The organism is Kitasatospora papulosa (assembly GCF_000717245.1).
GTDB classification, from domain to species: domain Bacteria; phylum Actinomycetota; class Actinomycetes; order Streptomycetales; family Streptomycetaceae; genus Streptomyces; species Streptomyces papulosus.
In genome coordinates, this window is sequence record NZ_JNYQ01000003.1 from 185,102 (window position 1) to 200,501 (window position 15,400).

Annotated in this window: 16 protein-coding genes; 9 read left to right on the forward strand and 7 right to left on the reverse strand. The window is 70.6% G+C overall.

Going from position 1 to position 15,400, the window contains the following annotated elements:
- Window positions 1-152: 152 nt before the first annotated feature.
- Both IA22_RS0109330 and IA22_RS0109335 read left to right on the forward strand, forming a co-directional pair.
- Window positions 153-1,550, forward strand: a complete 1,398-nt coding sequence (locus IA22_RS0109330) for a hypothetical protein (protein WP_014158041.1) — start codon at window positions 153-155, stop codon at window positions 1,548-1,550.
- Between the two features lie 103 nt (window positions 1,551-1,653).
- Window positions 1,654-2,148, forward strand: coding sequence for a GNAT family N-acetyltransferase (locus tag IA22_RS0109335; RefSeq protein ID WP_014158040.1), 495 nt, complete (start codon window positions 1,654-1,656; stop codon window positions 2,146-2,148).
- 76 nt (window positions 2,149-2,224) lie between these two features.
- Here IA22_RS0109335 and IA22_RS0109340 read toward each other — a convergent pair whose 3' ends face one another.
- Both IA22_RS0109340 and IA22_RS0109345 read right to left on the reverse strand, forming a co-directional pair.
- Window positions 2,225-3,037: a PepSY domain-containing protein gene (locus IA22_RS0109340; RefSeq protein ID WP_014158039.1), complete on the reverse strand. Its 813-nt coding sequence runs from the start codon at window positions 3,035-3,037 to the stop codon at window positions 2,225-2,227.
- Window positions 3,038-3,205: 168 nt separating this feature from the next.
- Window positions 3,206-3,448, reverse strand: a complete 243-nt coding sequence (locus tag IA22_RS0109345; RefSeq protein WP_015575849.1) for a DUF5133 domain-containing protein — start codon at window positions 3,446-3,448, stop codon at window positions 3,206-3,208.
- A 275-nt stretch (window positions 3,449-3,723) separates the two neighbouring features.
- Here IA22_RS0109345 and IA22_RS0109350 point away from each other — a divergent pair, with 275 nt between their 5' ends.
- The 6 genes from IA22_RS0109350 (at window position 3,724) to IA22_RS0109375 (ending at window position 8,658) form a co-directional block, all read left to right on the forward strand.
- Window positions 3,724-3,978 (forward strand): DUF6296 family protein, encoded by a 255-nt coding sequence (locus IA22_RS0109350; protein ID WP_030123285.1) that lies wholly within the window; start codon window positions 3,724-3,726, stop codon window positions 3,976-3,978.
- Window positions 3,979-4,117: 139 nt separating this feature from the next.
- Window positions 4,118-4,879: a DeoR/GlpR family DNA-binding transcription regulator gene (locus IA22_RS0109355; RefSeq protein ID WP_014158036.1), complete on the forward strand. Its 762-nt coding sequence runs from the start codon at window positions 4,118-4,120 to the stop codon at window positions 4,877-4,879.
- Window positions 4,876-5,823: a 1-phosphofructokinase gene (gene pfkB, locus IA22_RS0109360; protein WP_015575850.1), complete on the forward strand. Its 948-nt coding sequence runs from the start codon at window positions 4,876-4,878 to the stop codon at window positions 5,821-5,823. The genes IA22_RS0109355 and pfkB overlap by 4 nt, the downstream gene beginning before the upstream one ends.
- Before the next feature lie 82 nt (window positions 5,824-5,905).
- A complete protein-coding gene (locus IA22_RS0109365) occupies window positions 5,906-7,900 on the forward strand; it encodes a PTS fructose transporter subunit IIABC (protein WP_015575851.1) in 1,995 nt (664 codons plus the stop codon).
- Window positions 7,901-7,949: 49 nt separating this feature from the next.
- The gene (locus IA22_RS0109370; RefSeq protein WP_030123286.1) at window positions 7,950-8,222 is read left to right on the forward strand and encodes an HPr family phosphocarrier protein; all 273 of its coding nucleotides are present in this window, start codon (window positions 7,950-7,952) and stop codon (window positions 8,220-8,222) included.
- Window position 8,223: 1 nt separating this feature from the next.
- The gene (locus tag IA22_RS0109375) at window positions 8,224-8,658 is read left to right on the forward strand and encodes a protein-tyrosine phosphatase family protein (protein ID WP_030123287.1); all 435 of its coding nucleotides are present in this window, start codon (window positions 8,224-8,226) and stop codon (window positions 8,656-8,658) included.
- 25 nt (window positions 8,659-8,683) lie between these two features.
- Here IA22_RS0109375 and IA22_RS0109380 read toward each other — a convergent pair whose 3' ends face one another.
- Window positions 8,684-8,971, reverse strand: coding sequence for a hypothetical protein (locus IA22_RS0109380; protein WP_014158031.1), 288 nt, complete (start codon window positions 8,969-8,971; stop codon window positions 8,684-8,686).
- Between the two features lie 124 nt (window positions 8,972-9,095).
- Window positions 9,096-9,527: a DUF2000 domain-containing protein gene (locus IA22_RS0109385; RefSeq protein ID WP_030123288.1), complete on the reverse strand. Its 432-nt coding sequence runs from the start codon at window positions 9,525-9,527 to the stop codon at window positions 9,096-9,098.
- Between the two features lie 90 nt (window positions 9,528-9,617).
- Between IA22_RS0109385 and IA22_RS0109390 the strand changes: the two genes are divergently transcribed.
- On the forward strand, window positions 9,618-10,430 hold the full coding sequence (locus IA22_RS0109390; RefSeq protein ID WP_014158029.1) for a helix-turn-helix transcriptional regulator: 813 nt from the start codon (window positions 9,618-9,620) through the stop codon (window positions 10,428-10,430).
- On the opposite strand, the gene IA22_RS0109395 is transcribed toward IA22_RS0109390, so the two are convergent.
- The 3 genes from IA22_RS0109395 to IA22_RS0109405 form a co-directional block, all read right to left on the reverse strand.
- Window positions 10,427-10,936, reverse strand: a complete 510-nt coding sequence (locus tag IA22_RS0109395; RefSeq protein WP_030123289.1) for a mycothiol transferase — start codon at window positions 10,934-10,936, stop codon at window positions 10,427-10,429. The two genes, IA22_RS0109390 and IA22_RS0109395, sit on opposite strands and share 4 nt — an antisense overlap.
- Before the next feature lie 120 nt (window positions 10,937-11,056).
- Window positions 11,057-11,695 carry a DUF4230 domain-containing protein gene (locus IA22_RS0109400; protein WP_014158027.1) on the reverse strand — a complete coding sequence of 213 codons (639 nt, stop codon included), beginning with the start codon at window positions 11,693-11,695 and terminating at the stop codon, window positions 11,057-11,059.
- 260 nt (window positions 11,696-11,955) lie between these two features.
- On the reverse strand, window positions 11,956-14,832 hold the full coding sequence (locus IA22_RS0109405) for a glycoside hydrolase family 48 protein (RefSeq protein WP_015575853.1): 2,877 nt from the start codon (window positions 14,830-14,832) through the stop codon (window positions 11,956-11,958).
- Window positions 14,833-15,400 lie beyond the last annotated feature (568 nt).

Consider the following 15,400-nt stretch of genomic DNA (forward strand, 5'->3'; position numbering starts at 1 on the left):
GTCGGTGAACGATATGAACGCAAACGCGAGGCCTCTGGCCAACGGCCCTGGCGTGACTAGCATCAGCCGCCATGCACGTGAGCGAGTACGCGACCGGAACTGTCATGACCGCTTCTCCCCCGAGGCGGCGTCCACGCGGAAGGCTGTCCGCCGTGGCGGTCGGGGGTGCCGCGGGGATTCTCGCGGGCTGCCTCGTCAGCCCCGCGCAGGCCGCGACGGCGGAGGAAGCACCGGCCGCCGTCGCCTGCCCGGCGGACCTGGCGGAGAAGGCGACGTGCTACTCGGGCCAGGACTCCCACGGCGCCCACTACACCGTCGCCGTTCCCCGGTCGTGGAACGAAACACTGGTCCTGCACGCCCACGGTGGACCCGGCCTGGGCGAGGAGTCGGACCCGGAGCGCAGCGGCGACGACCTGGAGCGCTGGTCGGTGATGGTCGACCAGGGTTACGCGTGGGCCGGATCGGCCTACCGCCGGGGCGGATACGGGACGAGGATGGCGGCCTCGGACACGGAGAATCTGCGCCGGCTGTTCACCGAGAGGTTCGGGCGCCCGAGCACCACACTGATCCACGGGCAGTCCTGGGGCGGCAACGTGGCCGCGAAGACGATCGAGATGTACGGCTCGGGCGCCGACTCGCCCTACGACGGCGCCCTGCTCACCAACGGTGTCCTGGCGGGTGGTTCGCGCGGATACGACTACCGGGTGGACCTGCGCGTCGTCTACCAGTACTACTGCCGGAACCACCCGCGCCCGACCGAGCCGGCGTACCCCCTGTGGATGGGACTCCGTGAGGACTCGGCGATGACGGGTGCGGGGCTGCGCGCCAGGCTCCAGGAGTGCACGGGGTACAGCTCCCCGCCCGCCGACCGGACAGCTCTCCAGCAGCGGAACCTCGACGACATCCTGGCGGTCACGAGGATTCCCGAGCGGACACTCGAGTCGCACCTCACCTTCGCCACCTTCACGTTCCGCGACCTCGTGCGCCGCGTCGGGCTGCGCAGCCCCTTCGGCAACAGGCACGTGCGCTACCGGGGGTCGCACGACGACGCGGCGCTCAACGCGGGGGTCGAACGGTTCGACGCAGACCCGGCGGCCCGACGAAACCTGTCCTACGACAGCGATCTGACCGGCGCGGTCTCCGTCCCTGTACTCACCCTGCACGCCATCGACGACCCCACCGCCTTCGTCGAGCACGAGTCGGCGTATCTCGACAGCCTGGAAGGAGCCCACCGCGACCGGCACCTCCTGCAGACCTTCACCCAGGAGAGCGAGCACAGCGGGCTGAGCGCGGCGGAGTACGCGGGCGCCGTCTCGGCGTTGTCCGGGTGGGTCCGCACGGGGCACAAGCCCACGGCCGCGTCCGTCGCGTCCTCCTGTCCCGCCTTCGACGCGGTGTACCGGACCGGGTGCTTCTTCCGGCCCGGCTACCGTCCCTCCGCCTACGCCTCGCGGGTGAACCCACGTCCCGGAGCCACCCACTGGCCCGCGATGACCCGCGCCCAGGAGTGGCGGTGGAGCCGCCTCGGGGACGTCGGCATCGCGCCCTGACCGCTGCCCTGACGGTGCGTCCAGAGGTCGGGCCCTGGCACTGCCCGCACCGGGGGGGGGCCGGCCGAGCCGCACGGGCTCCGCGGCTCGGTATCGTCACCGCATGGCCGTCCTCGAACGTCTCCGTCCCGATCACGCTCCCGCGCTTCTCGCCTTCGAGCGGGAGAACCGTGCGTACTTCGCCGCCTCGATCCCGGACCGGGGGGACGACTACTTCTCCGGATTCGACGTGCGTCACGCCGGGCTACTCACCGACCAGGCGGCGGGAATGCTGCACTTCCACGTTCTGGCGGACGACGACGGGACGGTGCTGGGGCGCGTCAACCTCGTCGACGTCGCCGACGGCTCGGCGTCACTGGGGTACCGGATCGCGGAGCGGGCCGCCGGACGAGGGCTGGCCACGTCGGGAGTGCGCCAGGTGTGCGCGCTGGCCGTCGCCGACTACGGCCTGACCTCCCTCCGGGCCATGACGACGCTGGACAACACGGGGTCGAGGGCCGTCCTGGCCCGGACGGGATTCGTGGAGGCGGGCCGGACCACTCTGTCCGGGAGGCCGGGCCTGCACTTCACCCGTCGTCTGACGGACGCGGACCGCTGACCCGCTCCCCCGCGTACCGCACACACCGGTGGCGCACCGCGATGCGGTGCGCCACCGGAGACCTCTTCGCGGGTGATCAGTCGTTGTCGACCTGCTCGTCCGTGATGGTGCCCTTGGCGGCGTCGATGTCGAAGGTCGTCTTGTTCCAGTCCTTGGAGACCACGTCGACCTGCCAGACCAGAACGTTGCTGTCGTTCTCGTCGAGGCCCATCGAGGTGACCCAGCCCGGCTGCTTGTCCGTGGCGACCTTGGCCGCCTGCTGGGGTGTCTGCGTCGCCTTCGAGAGCTGGTCCGCCAGCTTCTGCTTGTCGGCGTCGCTCTGGTCGGCCTCCGGTGCGGAGTCGATGACGTCCCCGGACACCGCGTCGATGGTCACCTTGTGAGCGGTGCCGTCCTTCTCCGCGACCTCCGCGATCCACTTCGGACTCGTGGAGCTTCCGCTCGGGCTCGGGCTGCCGCTCGGGCTCGCGCTGGCCTCGGGGCTCGCGCTGGCGGAGCTGCCGGACGGGCTCGGACTGCCGGAGGCGTCGTCCTCGTCGTCGAGGCCCTCCAGGTCCAGGTCGGTCAGCTTGCCGCCCGACACCTCACCGACAGCCGTCGTGGCGGCCGAGTCGAAGGTGACCTTGACGGTCGACAGCAGGTCCTTGCGCTCGGTCTGGTCCTCGGTCAGCTTCGCCGTTCCGGAGGGGCTGCCGGAAGGGCTGGTGGTCTGGTTCGGAAGGACCTTCGCAGCCTCGGAGGTCTCCGCGGCGGTGTCGTCACCGCTGTTCTGACCACAACCGGTCACAAGGGCGGCGGCGAGAGCGACGGCGCACAGGGCGCCGCCGGCGACACGGAGCCGGTGGGTGCGCGGGGAAACGGTCTGGTTTCGACGGGGCTCAAATCTCATGCTTGGATGCCTAGCCGCCTCCGTGAACAGTCATGTTGTCCGACAGGGGGGTGTCACCCGTTCGACGGCACCGTCCGCCCATTCGGCGTGTCGCGCGGCCGGGAGGCTCCGGACGTGCGGACGGCGCCGGTTCGGCAGAACCGGCGCCGTCCACGGGAGCGCGCGTCCTCAGGCGGTCAGCTGCACGTCTGCGGGGCCGGGCGACGCCGCCGACGGCACGGCGTGCAGCCGGGCCGCCGCGGCGGCCAGGGCGTCGGGCACGGCCCTCGTCCCCGTGGTGACGCAGAGTGTGTAGGAGACGTCCTCGAGTTGACGCCTGCTCTCAGGAGTGCCGAGCCGTGCATGGGTGCTTCGCAGGGTCTCGTAGCGCGTGACGAGATTTCGCAGCGTTGCGGGATTGGCCATCAGCACGGCAGTTCCTCTCCACAGGGCGGCCGGGAGCCCGTGGGCCCCGCGCCGACGAAGTCCGATCGCGCCGGCGGTGCCGCCTGGCGTCACGGCCCGGCCGTGCGAAGTGGTCAGCACGCGTCCGGTCCCTTGCACACGATGGTCGCCCCGCCTCACCCATTCCGCATCCCCAGACACGCACGGTCACCTGCCCGTTCCCTGAGCGCCGCGCGCTCCGCTGGGAAACAATGGAGATGACGGGCGAGCGGCCACTGCCGCGCCCGGTCGGGAGGTCGGTCATGGATTACCCGGAGAGTTACGAACTCATCTTCCAGGCGGGCGGCGCCGAGGACGACGTGGTCGTCGTCCATCTCACGGCACGGTCCGGAGCCGGCGGGTACCCGGTCTACGCGGACGAGACCGGAATCGTGCGTGCCGAGATCAGCGAGCGCGGCGAGGTGCGTATGCAGGCGAGCGGGGGCCATCAGGTCCTGGGAGCACCGCTGCTCGCCCGGCCGCTGGGCCCGCCCGCGTCCAACCGCGGCACCGCCTGAACGCCCAAGATCGGAGCAGCCACCACAACTGAAGTCCGTTCATGCCCACTCTTCGCCCGAATGTGTTTACTTTCCTGACGCGCGACCGTAGTGTGCCCGTGAAACCACAGACTCGGGCACGAAACGGATCCGTAACCACATGTACGCACCGGAGCGACAGCAAGAGATCCTCCGCATCGCCGGCGAGAGCGGGCGTGTCGATGTGCCGTCCCTGGCCGAACAGTTCCAGGTGACCGCGGAGACGGTACGGCGTGATCTCAAGGCTCTCGACAGGGCGGGGCTCCTCCGCAGGGTGCACGGTGGTGCGATCCCGGCCGGGCGGCTCGGATTCGAACCCGATCTCGCCGAGCGCGACACCGTGGCCGCCGACGAGAAGGACCGCATCGCTGCCGCGGCCCTCGCCGAACTCCCGGCCGAGGGCAACGTCATCATCGATGCGGGCACGACGACCGTCAGACTGGCGGCCGCCGTGCCGATCGACTCGCGGATCACCGTGGTCACCCATGCCCTGCCGGTGGCCGCCCGCCTCGCCGACCACCCGGGGATCGCGTTGCACCTGGTGGGCGGCAGGGTCCGGCACCGCACCCGGGCCGCCGTGGACGCCTGGGCGCTGAGCGCGTACGCCGAGATCAACGCGGATGTCGTCTTCCTCGCCACGAACGGCTTCTCCCCCGAGGCCGGACTGACCACCCCCGATCTGGCCGAGGCCGCGGTCAAGCGTGCCGTGATCGCGGCTGCCCGCAGAGTGGTGCTCCTCGCCGACTCGGGCAAGTCCGGTCAGGAGCACTTCGCGCGCTTCGGCGACCTTTCCCACGTAGACCTGCTGATCACCGATACGGGGCTGAGCCCCGAGGACGCCCGGGCCATCGAGAGCCGGGGCACGGAAGTGGTACGCGCATGATCCTGACCGTCACCCCCAATCCGAGCCTGGACCGCACATACGAACTGCCGGGGCTCACGCGTGGCGCCGTCCTGCGCGCCACCGCGGACCGCGTCGACCCCGGGGGCAAGGGCGTCAACGTCTCCCGGGCGGTCGCCGCGGCCGGCCACCGCACCGTCGCCGTCGCGCCGTTGGGCGGGCCCGAGGGCGCGCTGCTGGCCCGGCTGCTCGGTGAACACGGCATCGAGGCCGCAGGCGTGCAGATCGCCGGCAGCACCCGTGTCAACGTCACGCTCGTCGAACCCGACGGCACTCTCACCAAGGTCAACGCGGCGGGGCCGGAGATCACCCGGGCCGAGGCCGGACGTCTGCTGGACACGGTGCGGGCCCGCTCGGCCGGCGCGGACTGGATCGCCTGCTGCGGGAGCCTGCCGCGTGGGCTGTCACCGCAGTGGTACGCCGAGCTGGTGGCCCGCAGCCACGGTGCCGGTGTCCGGATCGCTCTGGACACCTCCGGCGCCGCGCTCGTCGCCGCGCTGCGTGAACGGCCCGATGTGATCAAGCCGAACACCCAGGAGCTCGCCGAGGCGGTCGGCCGGCCGCTCACCACGGTCGGCGACGCGCTGAAGGCCGCGCAGGAGCTGCGCGAGCTCGGCGCGCGTGCGGTGCTCGCCTCCCTGGGTGCGGTCGGGCAGCTGCTGGTGGAGTCCTCGGGAGCCCACTTCGCCGGCGCCCGGGTCGATGCCGTCCGGAGCGATGTCGGCGCGGGCGACGCCTCGCTCGCGGGATTCCTGTCCGCGGGCGGGACCGGTCCGGGTGCCCTCGCCTCCGCCGTGGCGCACGGCGCCGCCGCCGTGCAGCTGCCCGGAAGCGCCATGCCGACGCCCGCCGACCTCGACCTGTCCGCCGTGGTCACCACCGCGGACGTCCCGGTGGACCTGGCCCTTCCCGTGCCGGCCCCATGACCGCACCACCCCTGTCCGGCCGAACGACTGCCCCGTACCCCCGCACCCGTCCCCGGACGGTCCACGAGCAAGGAGCCCCGCGATGAGTGAGCTGATCACCGCGGAACTGGTCGATCTCGACCTGTCCGCCGAGACGAAGAGCGAAGCCGCCCGTTCACTGGCAGAGCGGATGGTCTCGGCCGGCCGTGTCACCGATCTCGACGGCTTCCTCGCCGACGTGGCGGCCCGCGAGGCCCAGATGCCGACCGGTCTGGACGGCGGCATCGGCATCCCGCACTGCCGGAGCGAACATGTCGCCGCGCCGACGCTGGCCTTCGGCCGGAGCCGGAGGGGCATCGACTTCGGTGCCGCGGACGGTCCGGCGGACCTCGTCTTCCTGATAGCCGCGCCCGCGGGTGCGGACGACGACCACCTCACCATCCTGTCGAGCCTCGCACGGCGGCTCATGGATCCCGGCTTCACCGACGCGCTGCGGGCGGAGGCCGATCCCGCCGTGGCGGCGGCACTGGTCCGCGGCGAGGAGGCGCCCGCGACGGCTCCGGAGCCCGCGGAGGCCGCGACGGAGAAGACCGCGACGGTGGAGCGGACCGCCGCGAAGCCCTTCCGCATCGTCGCGGTGACCTCCTGCCCGACCGGTATCGCGCACACGTACATGGCCGCCGAGTCCCTGGAAGCGGCCGCACGGGCCCAGGGGGTGGTGCTGGACGTCGAGACGCAGGGATCGGCGGGGTTCGAACGTCTGGACCCGGCGGTGATCGCCGCGGCAGACGCCGTCATCTGGGCGCACGACGTCGATGTACGGGAGAAGGGGCGCTTCGGCGGCAAGCCGGTCGTCGACACCGGGGTGAAAGCGGGCATCAACCGGCCGGCCGAGCTCATCGCCGAGGCCCGGGCCAAGGCGGAGCGGGGCGAGATCAGCGGGATCGCCGAGGACGGTGCCGGGCCGGCCGAAGGTACGGGCGGCCCGTCGGGACCCTCCGGACACTTCGGTGTCCGTCTGCGGACCTACCTGATGTCCGGCGTCAGCTACATGGTTCCGTTCGTCGCGGCCGGCGGACTTCTCATCGCCCTGTCCTTCGCGATCGGCGGCTACGAGATCGCCGGTGCGAAGTCGGTGGCCGACCACTTCGTCTGGGGTGAGTCCGCCAGCTGGGCGGCGCTGCTCAACCAGATCGGCACCGCCGCGTTCGGCTTCCTGGTCCCGGTGCTGGCGGGGTACATCGCCTACGGGATGGCCGACCGTCCCGCGCTCGTTCCGGGATTCGTCGGCGGCGCCATCGCGCTCGCCATCGACGCGGGCTTCCTCGGAGGTCTCGTCGCGGGTCTGCTGGCCGGTGCCGCGGTGATGGCGATCCAGCGGGTGAAGGTGCACCCCACGCTGCGCGGCATCATGCCGGTGCTGGTGATCCCCCTGCTCGCGTCGATCGCAGTGGGCTTCCTGATGTTCATCGTGGTCGGTAAGCCGATCGCCTCCCTGCAGAACGCTCTGACCGACTGGCTGAACGGGCTGTCGGGCTCCAACGCGGTCATCCTCGGCGTCGTCCTCGGCCTGATGATGTGCTTCGACATGGGCGGGCCGCTGAACAAGGTGGCCTACGCCTTCGCGGTCGGCGGTCTGGCCGATCCGACGCCCGGCAGTCTCAAGGTCATGGCCGCCGTGATGGCTGCCGGCATGGTGCCGCCGCTGGCGATGGCGCTCGCCACGACGCTGCGCCGCAGTCTGTTCACCCGCACCGAGCGGGAGAACGGCCGGGCGGCGTGGGTGCTGGGCGCCTCGTTCATCACCGAGGGCGCGATTCCCTTCGCCGCGGCGGACCCCCTGCGGGTGATCCCGTCCGTGATGGCCGGAGGGGCGGTCACCGGCGCCCTGTCCATGGCGTTCGGCTGCACTCTCCGCGCCCCGCACGGCGGCGTGTTCGTCGTCCCGCTCATCGGCGAGCCGTTCCTGTACGTGCTGGCGATCGCCGTCGGCACCGCCGTGTCCACCGCTCTGGTCGTCGTACTCAAGGGCATGCGGCGAACCCCCGGCTCCGGTGCTCCCGCCGACGACGGTCCGGCCGTCGCCGTGGCCGCCTGAGCCCACCTCCCGCCCGGACCCCAGATCCCCTGGAACCAGGAGTGAACCCGTGTACCAGCGCACCGTTTCCGTCGGCTCCCGCAGCGGCCTGCACGCCCGTCCCGCCTCTCTCTTCGTCCAGGCCGCCATGCGGCAGCCGGTCGCCGTCACCGTCGGACGTGAGGGCGACGCCCCGGTGGACGCCCGGAGCATGCTGTCGGTGCTCGCGCTGGCGGCCCGGCACGGCGACCTCCTGGTGCTGTCGGCCGTCGGTGACAGCGCTCCGGACGCCGTCGAGGAACTGGCCGGCCTGCTGTCCCAGGACCTCGACGGCAAGGACTGAGATGACGGACACCTGGGATCCGGCGGGCGCGGGCGTCCTGCGGCTGCCGACGGGCCGGCTGATCCGCGGGCGCGGTCTGCGACACCCGCTCCCCCCGGGACCTGAGCCGACCCTCGCGGTCCATCTGCTGGGATGTCCCCCGCCGTCGGTGACCTGGGAGTCCGTGTGGCTGCGCTGGCCCGACTTCCGCCTGCCCGCCGACCGTGCCACGGCGCGCGCGGTACTGACGGAGGCCTGGAACAGGGCTCCGGTCGAGCGGGTCGAGGTGGCCTGCTCGGGGGGCAGGGGACGCACGGGCACGGCACTGGCCTGCCTGGCCGTGCTGGACGGGGTTCCGGCGGCGGAAGCGGTCGCCTACGTCCGCCGGAACTACCACCCCAGGGCCGTGGAGACGCCCTGGCAGCGTCGTTACGTGGTGCGCTTCGCGGCAGCCTGAACGGATGCCGCGAAGGCGGGGCGGATCAGGCCAGCGAGTGCGGAGCAGGAACCGTGGCTCCGCCGCCGGCGCGTACCGCCTCCACGACGCTCTGGTGGAGAGATCTGCTTTCCTCCTCCGATCGGCACGGCACCGGACTGCCGGCCAGTGTGAACCAGTCCGAAGCACCGCTGTACTGCACGGCTACCTCGGCCTGCCTCTCGGTCCACGTCGTGTGCACGGTCAGATCACCGCTCACGACACCTACCTCTTCGGTGCGCACTCCGCCGGTTCCCGCGAAGACACCGAGGGTGGTCCACGATGCCCAGTTCATGACGCGTCGCCTTTCGGGACAGTGACAAGCCTGTCAAGCGGACTTGTCTTGAGTATGGCACCGGGCACCATCACTCGCACGGGTGTGCCCGTGAGTATCCGTCCGGTGACGTCGGGATCCCGGGTCAGGGGTGCATCGACGCACCCTTGAGGATCTTGTCCACGCCGTTCCGCGGCCCGTGGACGGCCAGGCCCACCAGGTCCATGCTGTCCCGGGGCACCGCCCGTACCGCTGCCCGGTTGGCCTTGTCGTGTCCGGTCGCGAAGAGGTCCGAGGTGAAGACCGCCAGGGTCGCGCCACGGCCGACCGCCCTGCCGTGCGCGGTCGACAGGAGCTCCTTGGACCCGGTGAACACGAGGACGGGCTGCCGGAACATGGGCAGGTACGGGGTGTCGTCGGCGTCGGCGTACGGTTCGCCGATCAACTCGGGCACCTCTGTTCCCAGACCGCTGACCAGGAAGGCGGTGACGTTGAGGCGCTGCCAGGTCTCGAGGTCGTCGCGGAGCAGCACGGCGATCTTGGTGTCGAAGCGTACGGGTGCGTTGTCGTCGGTCATGGCCACGAGTCTGCCGAGCCCGCCCACCTGCCGTCTTGTACGAAGTTTGCACGTGCCGGTGCGTCCACGGGGCTCTTGTAGGCTCTGCCCATGGGTGCACGTCCGGACATCACCGCGTGGCGTCCGGATGTCGAGGGGATCGACGAGGTCTTCCACGCGCACTTCGCCGACCACGCCTACCCCATGCACACGCATGACGCGTGGACGCTCCTCATCGTGGACGAGGGCCTGGTCCGCTACGACCTGGACCGCCACGAGCACGGGGCGCCCAGCTCGGTGGTGACGCTGCTGCCTCCGCACGTCCCGCACAACGGTGTCGCGGCCACTCCGGGAGGGTTCCGCAAGCGCGTCCTGTATCTGGACACCGGGCAGATCGGCGCGGACCTCGTGGGGCGCGCGGTCGACCGGCCCGTCCTGCGGGACCCTCGTCTGCGTCACCGTGTGGACCAGCTGCACCGGACGCTCGCACGTCCCGGGGACGAGCTGGAGGCGCAGAGCCGTCTCGCTCTCGTCTCCGAGCGTCTCGACCGGCATCTGCGCGACGAACCCGCGGCCCCCCAGGCTCACGACCGCCGGATCGCGTACGCGCTCCGGGATCTGCTCGACGCGCGCTTCGTGGAGGGCCTGACGCTCCGCGAGGCGGCGGAGAAGCTGCACAGCCATCACACGCACCTGGTGCGCGCTTTCAGCCGCGAGTTCGGCATGGCGCCGCACCAGTACCTGACAGGGCGGCGCGTGGATCTGGCACGGCGCCTGCTGCTCGGCGGCATGCGCGTGCCGGAGGTCGCGGCCTCGGCCGGCTTCTACGACCAGTCCCACTTCTCCCGGCACTTCAAGCGCGTGGTCGGCACGAGCCCCGGCCACTACGCGCGCACCGGAGTCGCGGCCTTCACACGCTCCTAACGGCGCTCCAGCGCGCCCCGGACGAACGCGGCCTGCCCCGCGTGCTGCAGGTCGTCGGCGACGACGCTGACCAGCCGCACGCCGAGGGTCACCGGCGGCGACCAGGCGTCGTCCACGACCCGGTCGAGGGAGCGGCCGTCCAGGTCCCGGACGAAGGCGAGAGTGTGCTCGTGCACGGCGTCGAAGTAGCCGAGGAGGAGGTCCGCCGATCCGACCTTCACGGACCCGGCCTGTGTGCTGTTGTGGCCGTAGCCGGTCGAGCCCTCCTCCAGGGGGAGCTCGAAGCGGGACGCCCACTCCTCGGCGAACCACAGCTGTTCGGTGCCCGCCGCGTCGGCGATGTGGTCGTCCTGGACCCGTGTGAGGTGCCACACGAGCCAGGCGATGGAGTTCGCGTCGTCGTCGAGCCGGGCGTTGAGGTCCTCGGGCGGGAGGCCCTCGACCGCGGCGTGTACCGCTTCATGAATGCGTTCGAACGCATCGACGAGAATGCCTGAACTGTTCATATGCCCACCCTCCCCGGTCCGCCGACAGGGCCCCGGCTGCGACACGCTGACGGAGCGGCCGCACGGGTGCGGCCGCTCCGTCAGCGGCGTGTCGGCATCCACCGGGGCGTCGTGAAGGGGTCAGCGCGGCGGATCGGCGTAGCGGACCGTGACCCTCTCGAATCCGAGGGAGCCCAGCAGGCCCTGGAGCATGGAGGTGGTGTTCTTCTCGGCGCGCTTCGTCAGCCCGCTCTCCTCGGCCGCCTTCCCGATGTGCTTGGCGGCGAGTTTGTTGACCGCCTGCTCGCTCCCGGGGTTGTCGGAGAAGAAGTCGCCGAGCCGGTCCAGGATGCCGCGCTGCTTGGACACGGCGTAGGAGCGGTCCGGATCCAGTGCGGGCTTTCCCAGCACCGCGTGGGGCAGCACGAGTTCGGCAGTGGTCCGGTCCTCGTTCACGGTCACCCCGTCGGCCCCGACGTCGCCGAGGTCGACGGACGCTCCGACGGTGCCCGCGCCGACGTACAGCGTCCGGGTGCCCCGGATCGCGTCGGGCAGGTACTTCGCGTCCTTCTCCAGGTCGACGACGACCTGGAAGTTCCCGGACGCGGCCTCGTACGCACTCATGTCCTGGATGGACTTGAGCACGGCGGGGCCGGAGCGGTCCGTGGTCTTCTCCTCGAAGAGGTCACCGAGCCCTGGCAGCAGGCTCAGCCGGGAGCCGAGGAACAGCAGGACCAGCGCCGCGGCGCATACCCCGGCGAACGGCAGACACCCTCGCATGCGGCCGCGACGGTGCGGTGCGCTGCCCTGACCGGGGTCACCGGTGCTGTCTGTCCTTACGTCAGTGGACGTCATTCCTTCCGTGTGACCCGGTCGGGCGATTTCAGTCCGCCCGGGGACCGAATACGTCAGATCCTTTACGGGCGAGGGGTGTTGGCCCGTCGTCGCCGAACGTCCTCGCCTGCGGACCGGACGCGCGAGCGGGGTCCCGGCCGCCGGCTGGACGGCCGGCGGCCGGGACCCCTGGGTGCCGGGCGGTCTCACTCCAGAAGGTCGGCGTACGCCCCCAGAGCCAGTGCCACGTCGGTCTGCGCCCAGAACCGGTGGTAGGTGAAGACCGGGGCGGCGCCGCCGTCCAGGTATGCCTGCACCTTCGGCCAGTTCGGGTCGTCCTTGTAGAACGACCGGATGGAGAGGAACGTCGAGTTCTTGTCGACGGTGTCCCCGTTGGGCATGGCGCCCGTCCAGCCGCTGGGGACGTACACCGGGTCGTCGAACCGGTTGTAGTCGGCACGTGTCTCCGGCACCGCGACACCGGCGTCGTCCTGGTAGTGGCTCCACATGCCGTCGAGCAGCCCCTTGGCCGTGGCCTTCGCCGCCGCGTCACCGGACTTCGCGGCGTAGTAGGTCAGCGTCCTGGCGTACGCACCGGCCACTCCCACGTCGTTGGTGTAGTCGGCGACCGTCACGTGGAGCCCGGAGTTGGCGCCGGGGCTCGACGCGTTCCATGTGTCGGGGGCGCCGGACCACTTGAGGGTGGACGGCATGAGGTAGGTGCCGTCCGGATTGATGGTCGTCTCCGACAGCGCCCAGTCGACCCACTTGTCGAGTACGGCCTTGGCCTGGGCGTCGCCCGACTCGTGGTAGTACTCGGCGACGCGCTCCATGGACCACGCCTGGAACCCGAACCACTGGTTGGACGGCGGGTCGTGGTAGACGGGCTTCTCGTCGTAGTACATGCCGTGGAAGGTGGGTGTACCGGCCGGGGGCTGGGAGTAACTGCCCTTCCAGCTGTTGGTCGCGCCGCCCGCGATGGCCCCCTCGTCGGACTGGAGCCACTGGTAGAAGTCCATCTGCCGGTCCAGGCTCTTGGCCCAGTCCTGCTGACCCGTGGCCGACTTGGGCTTGAGGTCCGCGACCGAGCTCAGCGCGTAGGCGGCCATAGGGTTCTGGTAGCCGCCGTGGGCGTGGCTGGATCCGATGCGCCAGGACCAGCCCGCCGAGGTGTCGGTGGCGCCGCCCCAGGCGTAGTACCAGGACATCAGGTAGTGAGCGCTGTCCTTGCCACTGCCGGCGGGGCAGGTGGTCGGGCCGACGCAGTTGCCGACCTTCTTGAAGTACTTGTCGAACATGGAGTAGCGGAGATAGTCACCCATCTTCGCCGCCTTGCCGACGGTCGCCGAGACCTCGCTCGACTTGCCCTGCTCCTTGGCCCAGACGTCGGCCCAGTAGGCCGCCTGCACGGCTCGGGCGTCCGCGTCCGGGGCGTTCGTGAACTTCCACTGCTTGGCGTAGGAGGCGTCCCCGGTGAACAGGTCGAGGTAGCCGTTCTTCCCGCCGTAGGTGAAGTTGTCGCAGGTCGGGTGGGTGACGGTCTCCCAGACCGACTCCTGCGAACCGCGCTGGAAGGTGTTGATGTACGACGGTCCGGTCGCGTTGGGGCCGGCCGAGCACTTGCCGGGTGTGTTCCCGTACCCGTAGACGTTGTCGACATCCTGGATCCAGTGCATCCCGTAGATGTCGTCGGTGCCGTACGCGCTCTTCAGTTCGCCCGCGATCGGGTCCGAGCCGGAGGTGGCCGACCCGTCGAGGACGGCGGGGTACTGGTTCGGTGTGTCGTGCTCGGGCGCGTAGGTGGCGGGCTTCGAGGCGTTGTAGAAGGAGTTCGTGGGCTGGTCGGCGTGGGTGGGGATCATGTACTTCTCCATGGTGGCCCACGCACCGTTGAACTTCGTCCAGTCCCCGGTGATCTTCCCGTACATCGCCTGGAGCCAGATCAGATAGCTGTACGCCTCCGACGTCGTCTCGTGGCCCTGGTCGGGAGCCTCCACGATCAGCGTCTCCACGGAGTGGTAGGGGATGCCCTCCGAGGAGAAGTAGCCGTTCGCCGGGTCGGTGATCTTCCCGTAGAGGTCGAGGAACCGTGCGTCGTAGTCCTTGGCGGCGGCGAGCTGGGTGACGGTGACCTCGGCCTTGCTGTGGCCGGGGGCCGTCACCGTGAAGGTCGCGGCTCCCGTGCCGGACGCGGCGGCGGCCACGGTGACCTTCTGCGGCGTGGACCAGTTCGACGGCGTGAATGTCAGACTCGCGCCGCCGGCGACGCTGAGTCCGGTGTTGCCCGCGGTGCGGGCCACCGTCGCGGTGACGCTGGCCGAGGGCGCGGTGGACAAGGACACGTTGAAGGTCCCGGACTTGCCCTGCTGTACGCCGAGTTGCGCGGGGGTCGCGACGACGGCGGGGCCGGCGACGACCGTGATGCCCGCGGGGGTGGACTCCGCCGACGCGCCGAGGCTGTCGTAGGCCCTCGCGTACACCGAGTGCGCACCGGCGGCGAGCCCCTGGGCGCTGTAGGTGTAGGGAGAGGTGGTGTCGGTACCCAGGAGGGTCGTGTTGTCGTAGAACTCGACCTTGCTGATCCCGGCCCCGTCCGCGGCTGCCGCGGTGGCTGCCAGCGGAACGGCGTTCCCGGCGGAGAAGACGGCGCCCGCCGCCGGACTCGTGAGGACGGTGATCGGCGGCTGATGGGCACCGACGCAGGCGGTGCCGTTGACCGCGAAGGAGGTGGGAGCGGCGTTGGTGCCGCTGTAGGAGAACTGCGCACCCGTCGTGACGGCGGCGCCTGCGGCGATGGAGCCGTTCCAGGCGGCGTTCTTGACGGTGATGTTCTTGCCCGACTGGGACCAGGTCCCGTTCCAGCCGTTGGTCAGCTGCTGGTTGCCGGCGTACGCGTAGGTCAGGGTCCATCCCGCGATCGCGGCGGTGCTTCTGTTGGTGACGGTGAGTTCGGTGCTGAAGCCCGAACCCCAGTCGTTCGCCTTGTAGTCGACACTGCACTGGACGGCGGCGGCCTGGGCGGGCGTACCGGCTGCGGCGGTCATTCCCAGAGGGAGGGCCAGCGCGGCCACCAATGCGGTCATCAAGCGTCGGTTTCCGGCTCCGGTTCTACCCGGTCTTCTCGGTAACCACGTTCTTCGTGCGCGTACCGATGGCATGCGCGGTACCTCCTCGCGGCTCGGCGACATGGGGGGCGTGCGGAGTTGAGCACAAGCCTTGAACCAGTGGGAGCGCTCCCAGCATGGGGAGGAGGAAAAAGAGAGTCAAGAGACTTGAAGAGTCGAATTATTTCGATGACAAGAGATGGGAACTGGTGTGTTGACCGACACCACTTGACGCTCTAACGTCAAGCCACACCAGTGGGAGCGGTTCCACCAGTCGACGTGCCGTAGGGGGCACGCCCGGTCTGCAAGGAGTCGCTCATGTGTCATCTCCCGCACGTGTCGCACCTGTTCAGACCGCTCCTCGGAGTGGTGCCCGACATGGCCGGCAGCACTTTCCCGGCCATGCGCACGGCTTCCGGATCCGTCCACGTACGCACGGTGCCCGAACAGCACCACACACGGCTGCGACGGCGGATCTCCGGGAACGGGCACCGCGGTCGGCGAGGGCACGAACAGGACACAGGCGAACGGTGCGGGTTCCGCGGCG

Bases quoted from the DNA above. Each gene is read 5' to 3' on its own strand.
- IA22_RS0109380 (WP_014158031.1), bottom strand. From the start codon at position 8,971: ATGAACTGGGCATCGTGGACCACCCTCGGTGTCTTCGCGGGAACCGGC.
- IA22_RS0109395 (WP_030123289.1), bottom strand. From the start codon at position 10,936: ATGAACAGTTCAGGCATTCTCGTCGATGCGTTCGAACGCATTCATGAA.
- IA22_RS0109335 (WP_014158040.1), top strand. From the start codon at position 1,654: ATGGCCGTCCTCGAACGTCTCCGTCCCGATCACGCTCCCGCGCTTCTC.
- IA22_RS0109400 (WP_014158027.1), bottom strand. From the start codon at position 11,695: ATGCGAGGGTGTCTGCCGTTCGCCGGGGTATGCGCCGCGGCGCTGGTC.
- IA22_RS0109340 (WP_014158039.1), bottom strand. From the start codon at position 3,037: ATGAGATTTGAGCCCCGTCGAAACCAGACCGTTTCCCCGCGCACCCAC.
- IA22_RS0109365 (WP_015575851.1), top strand. From the start codon at position 5,906: ATGAGTGAGCTGATCACCGCGGAACTGGTCGATCTCGACCTGTCCGCC.
- IA22_RS0109355 (WP_014158036.1), top strand. From the start codon at position 4,118: ATGTACGCACCGGAGCGACAGCAAGAGATCCTCCGCATCGCCGGCGAG.
- IA22_RS0109385 (WP_030123288.1), bottom strand. From the start codon at position 9,527: ATGACCGACGACAACGCACCCGTACGCTTCGACACCAAGATCGCCGTG.
- pfkB (WP_015575850.1), top strand. From the start codon at position 4,876: ATGATCCTGACCGTCACCCCCAATCCGAGCCTGGACCGCACATACGAA.
- IA22_RS0109405 (WP_015575853.1), bottom strand. From the start codon at position 14,832: ATGACCGCATTGGTGGCCGCGCTGGCCCTCCCTCTGGGAATGACCGCC.
- IA22_RS0109375 (WP_030123287.1), top strand. From the start codon at position 8,224: ATGACGGACACCTGGGATCCGGCGGGCGCGGGCGTCCTGCGGCTGCCG.
- IA22_RS0109390 (WP_014158029.1), top strand. From the start codon at position 9,618: ATGGGTGCACGTCCGGACATCACCGCGTGGCGTCCGGATGTCGAGGGG.
- IA22_RS0109350 (WP_030123285.1), top strand. From the start codon at position 3,724: ATGGATTACCCGGAGAGTTACGAACTCATCTTCCAGGCGGGCGGCGCC.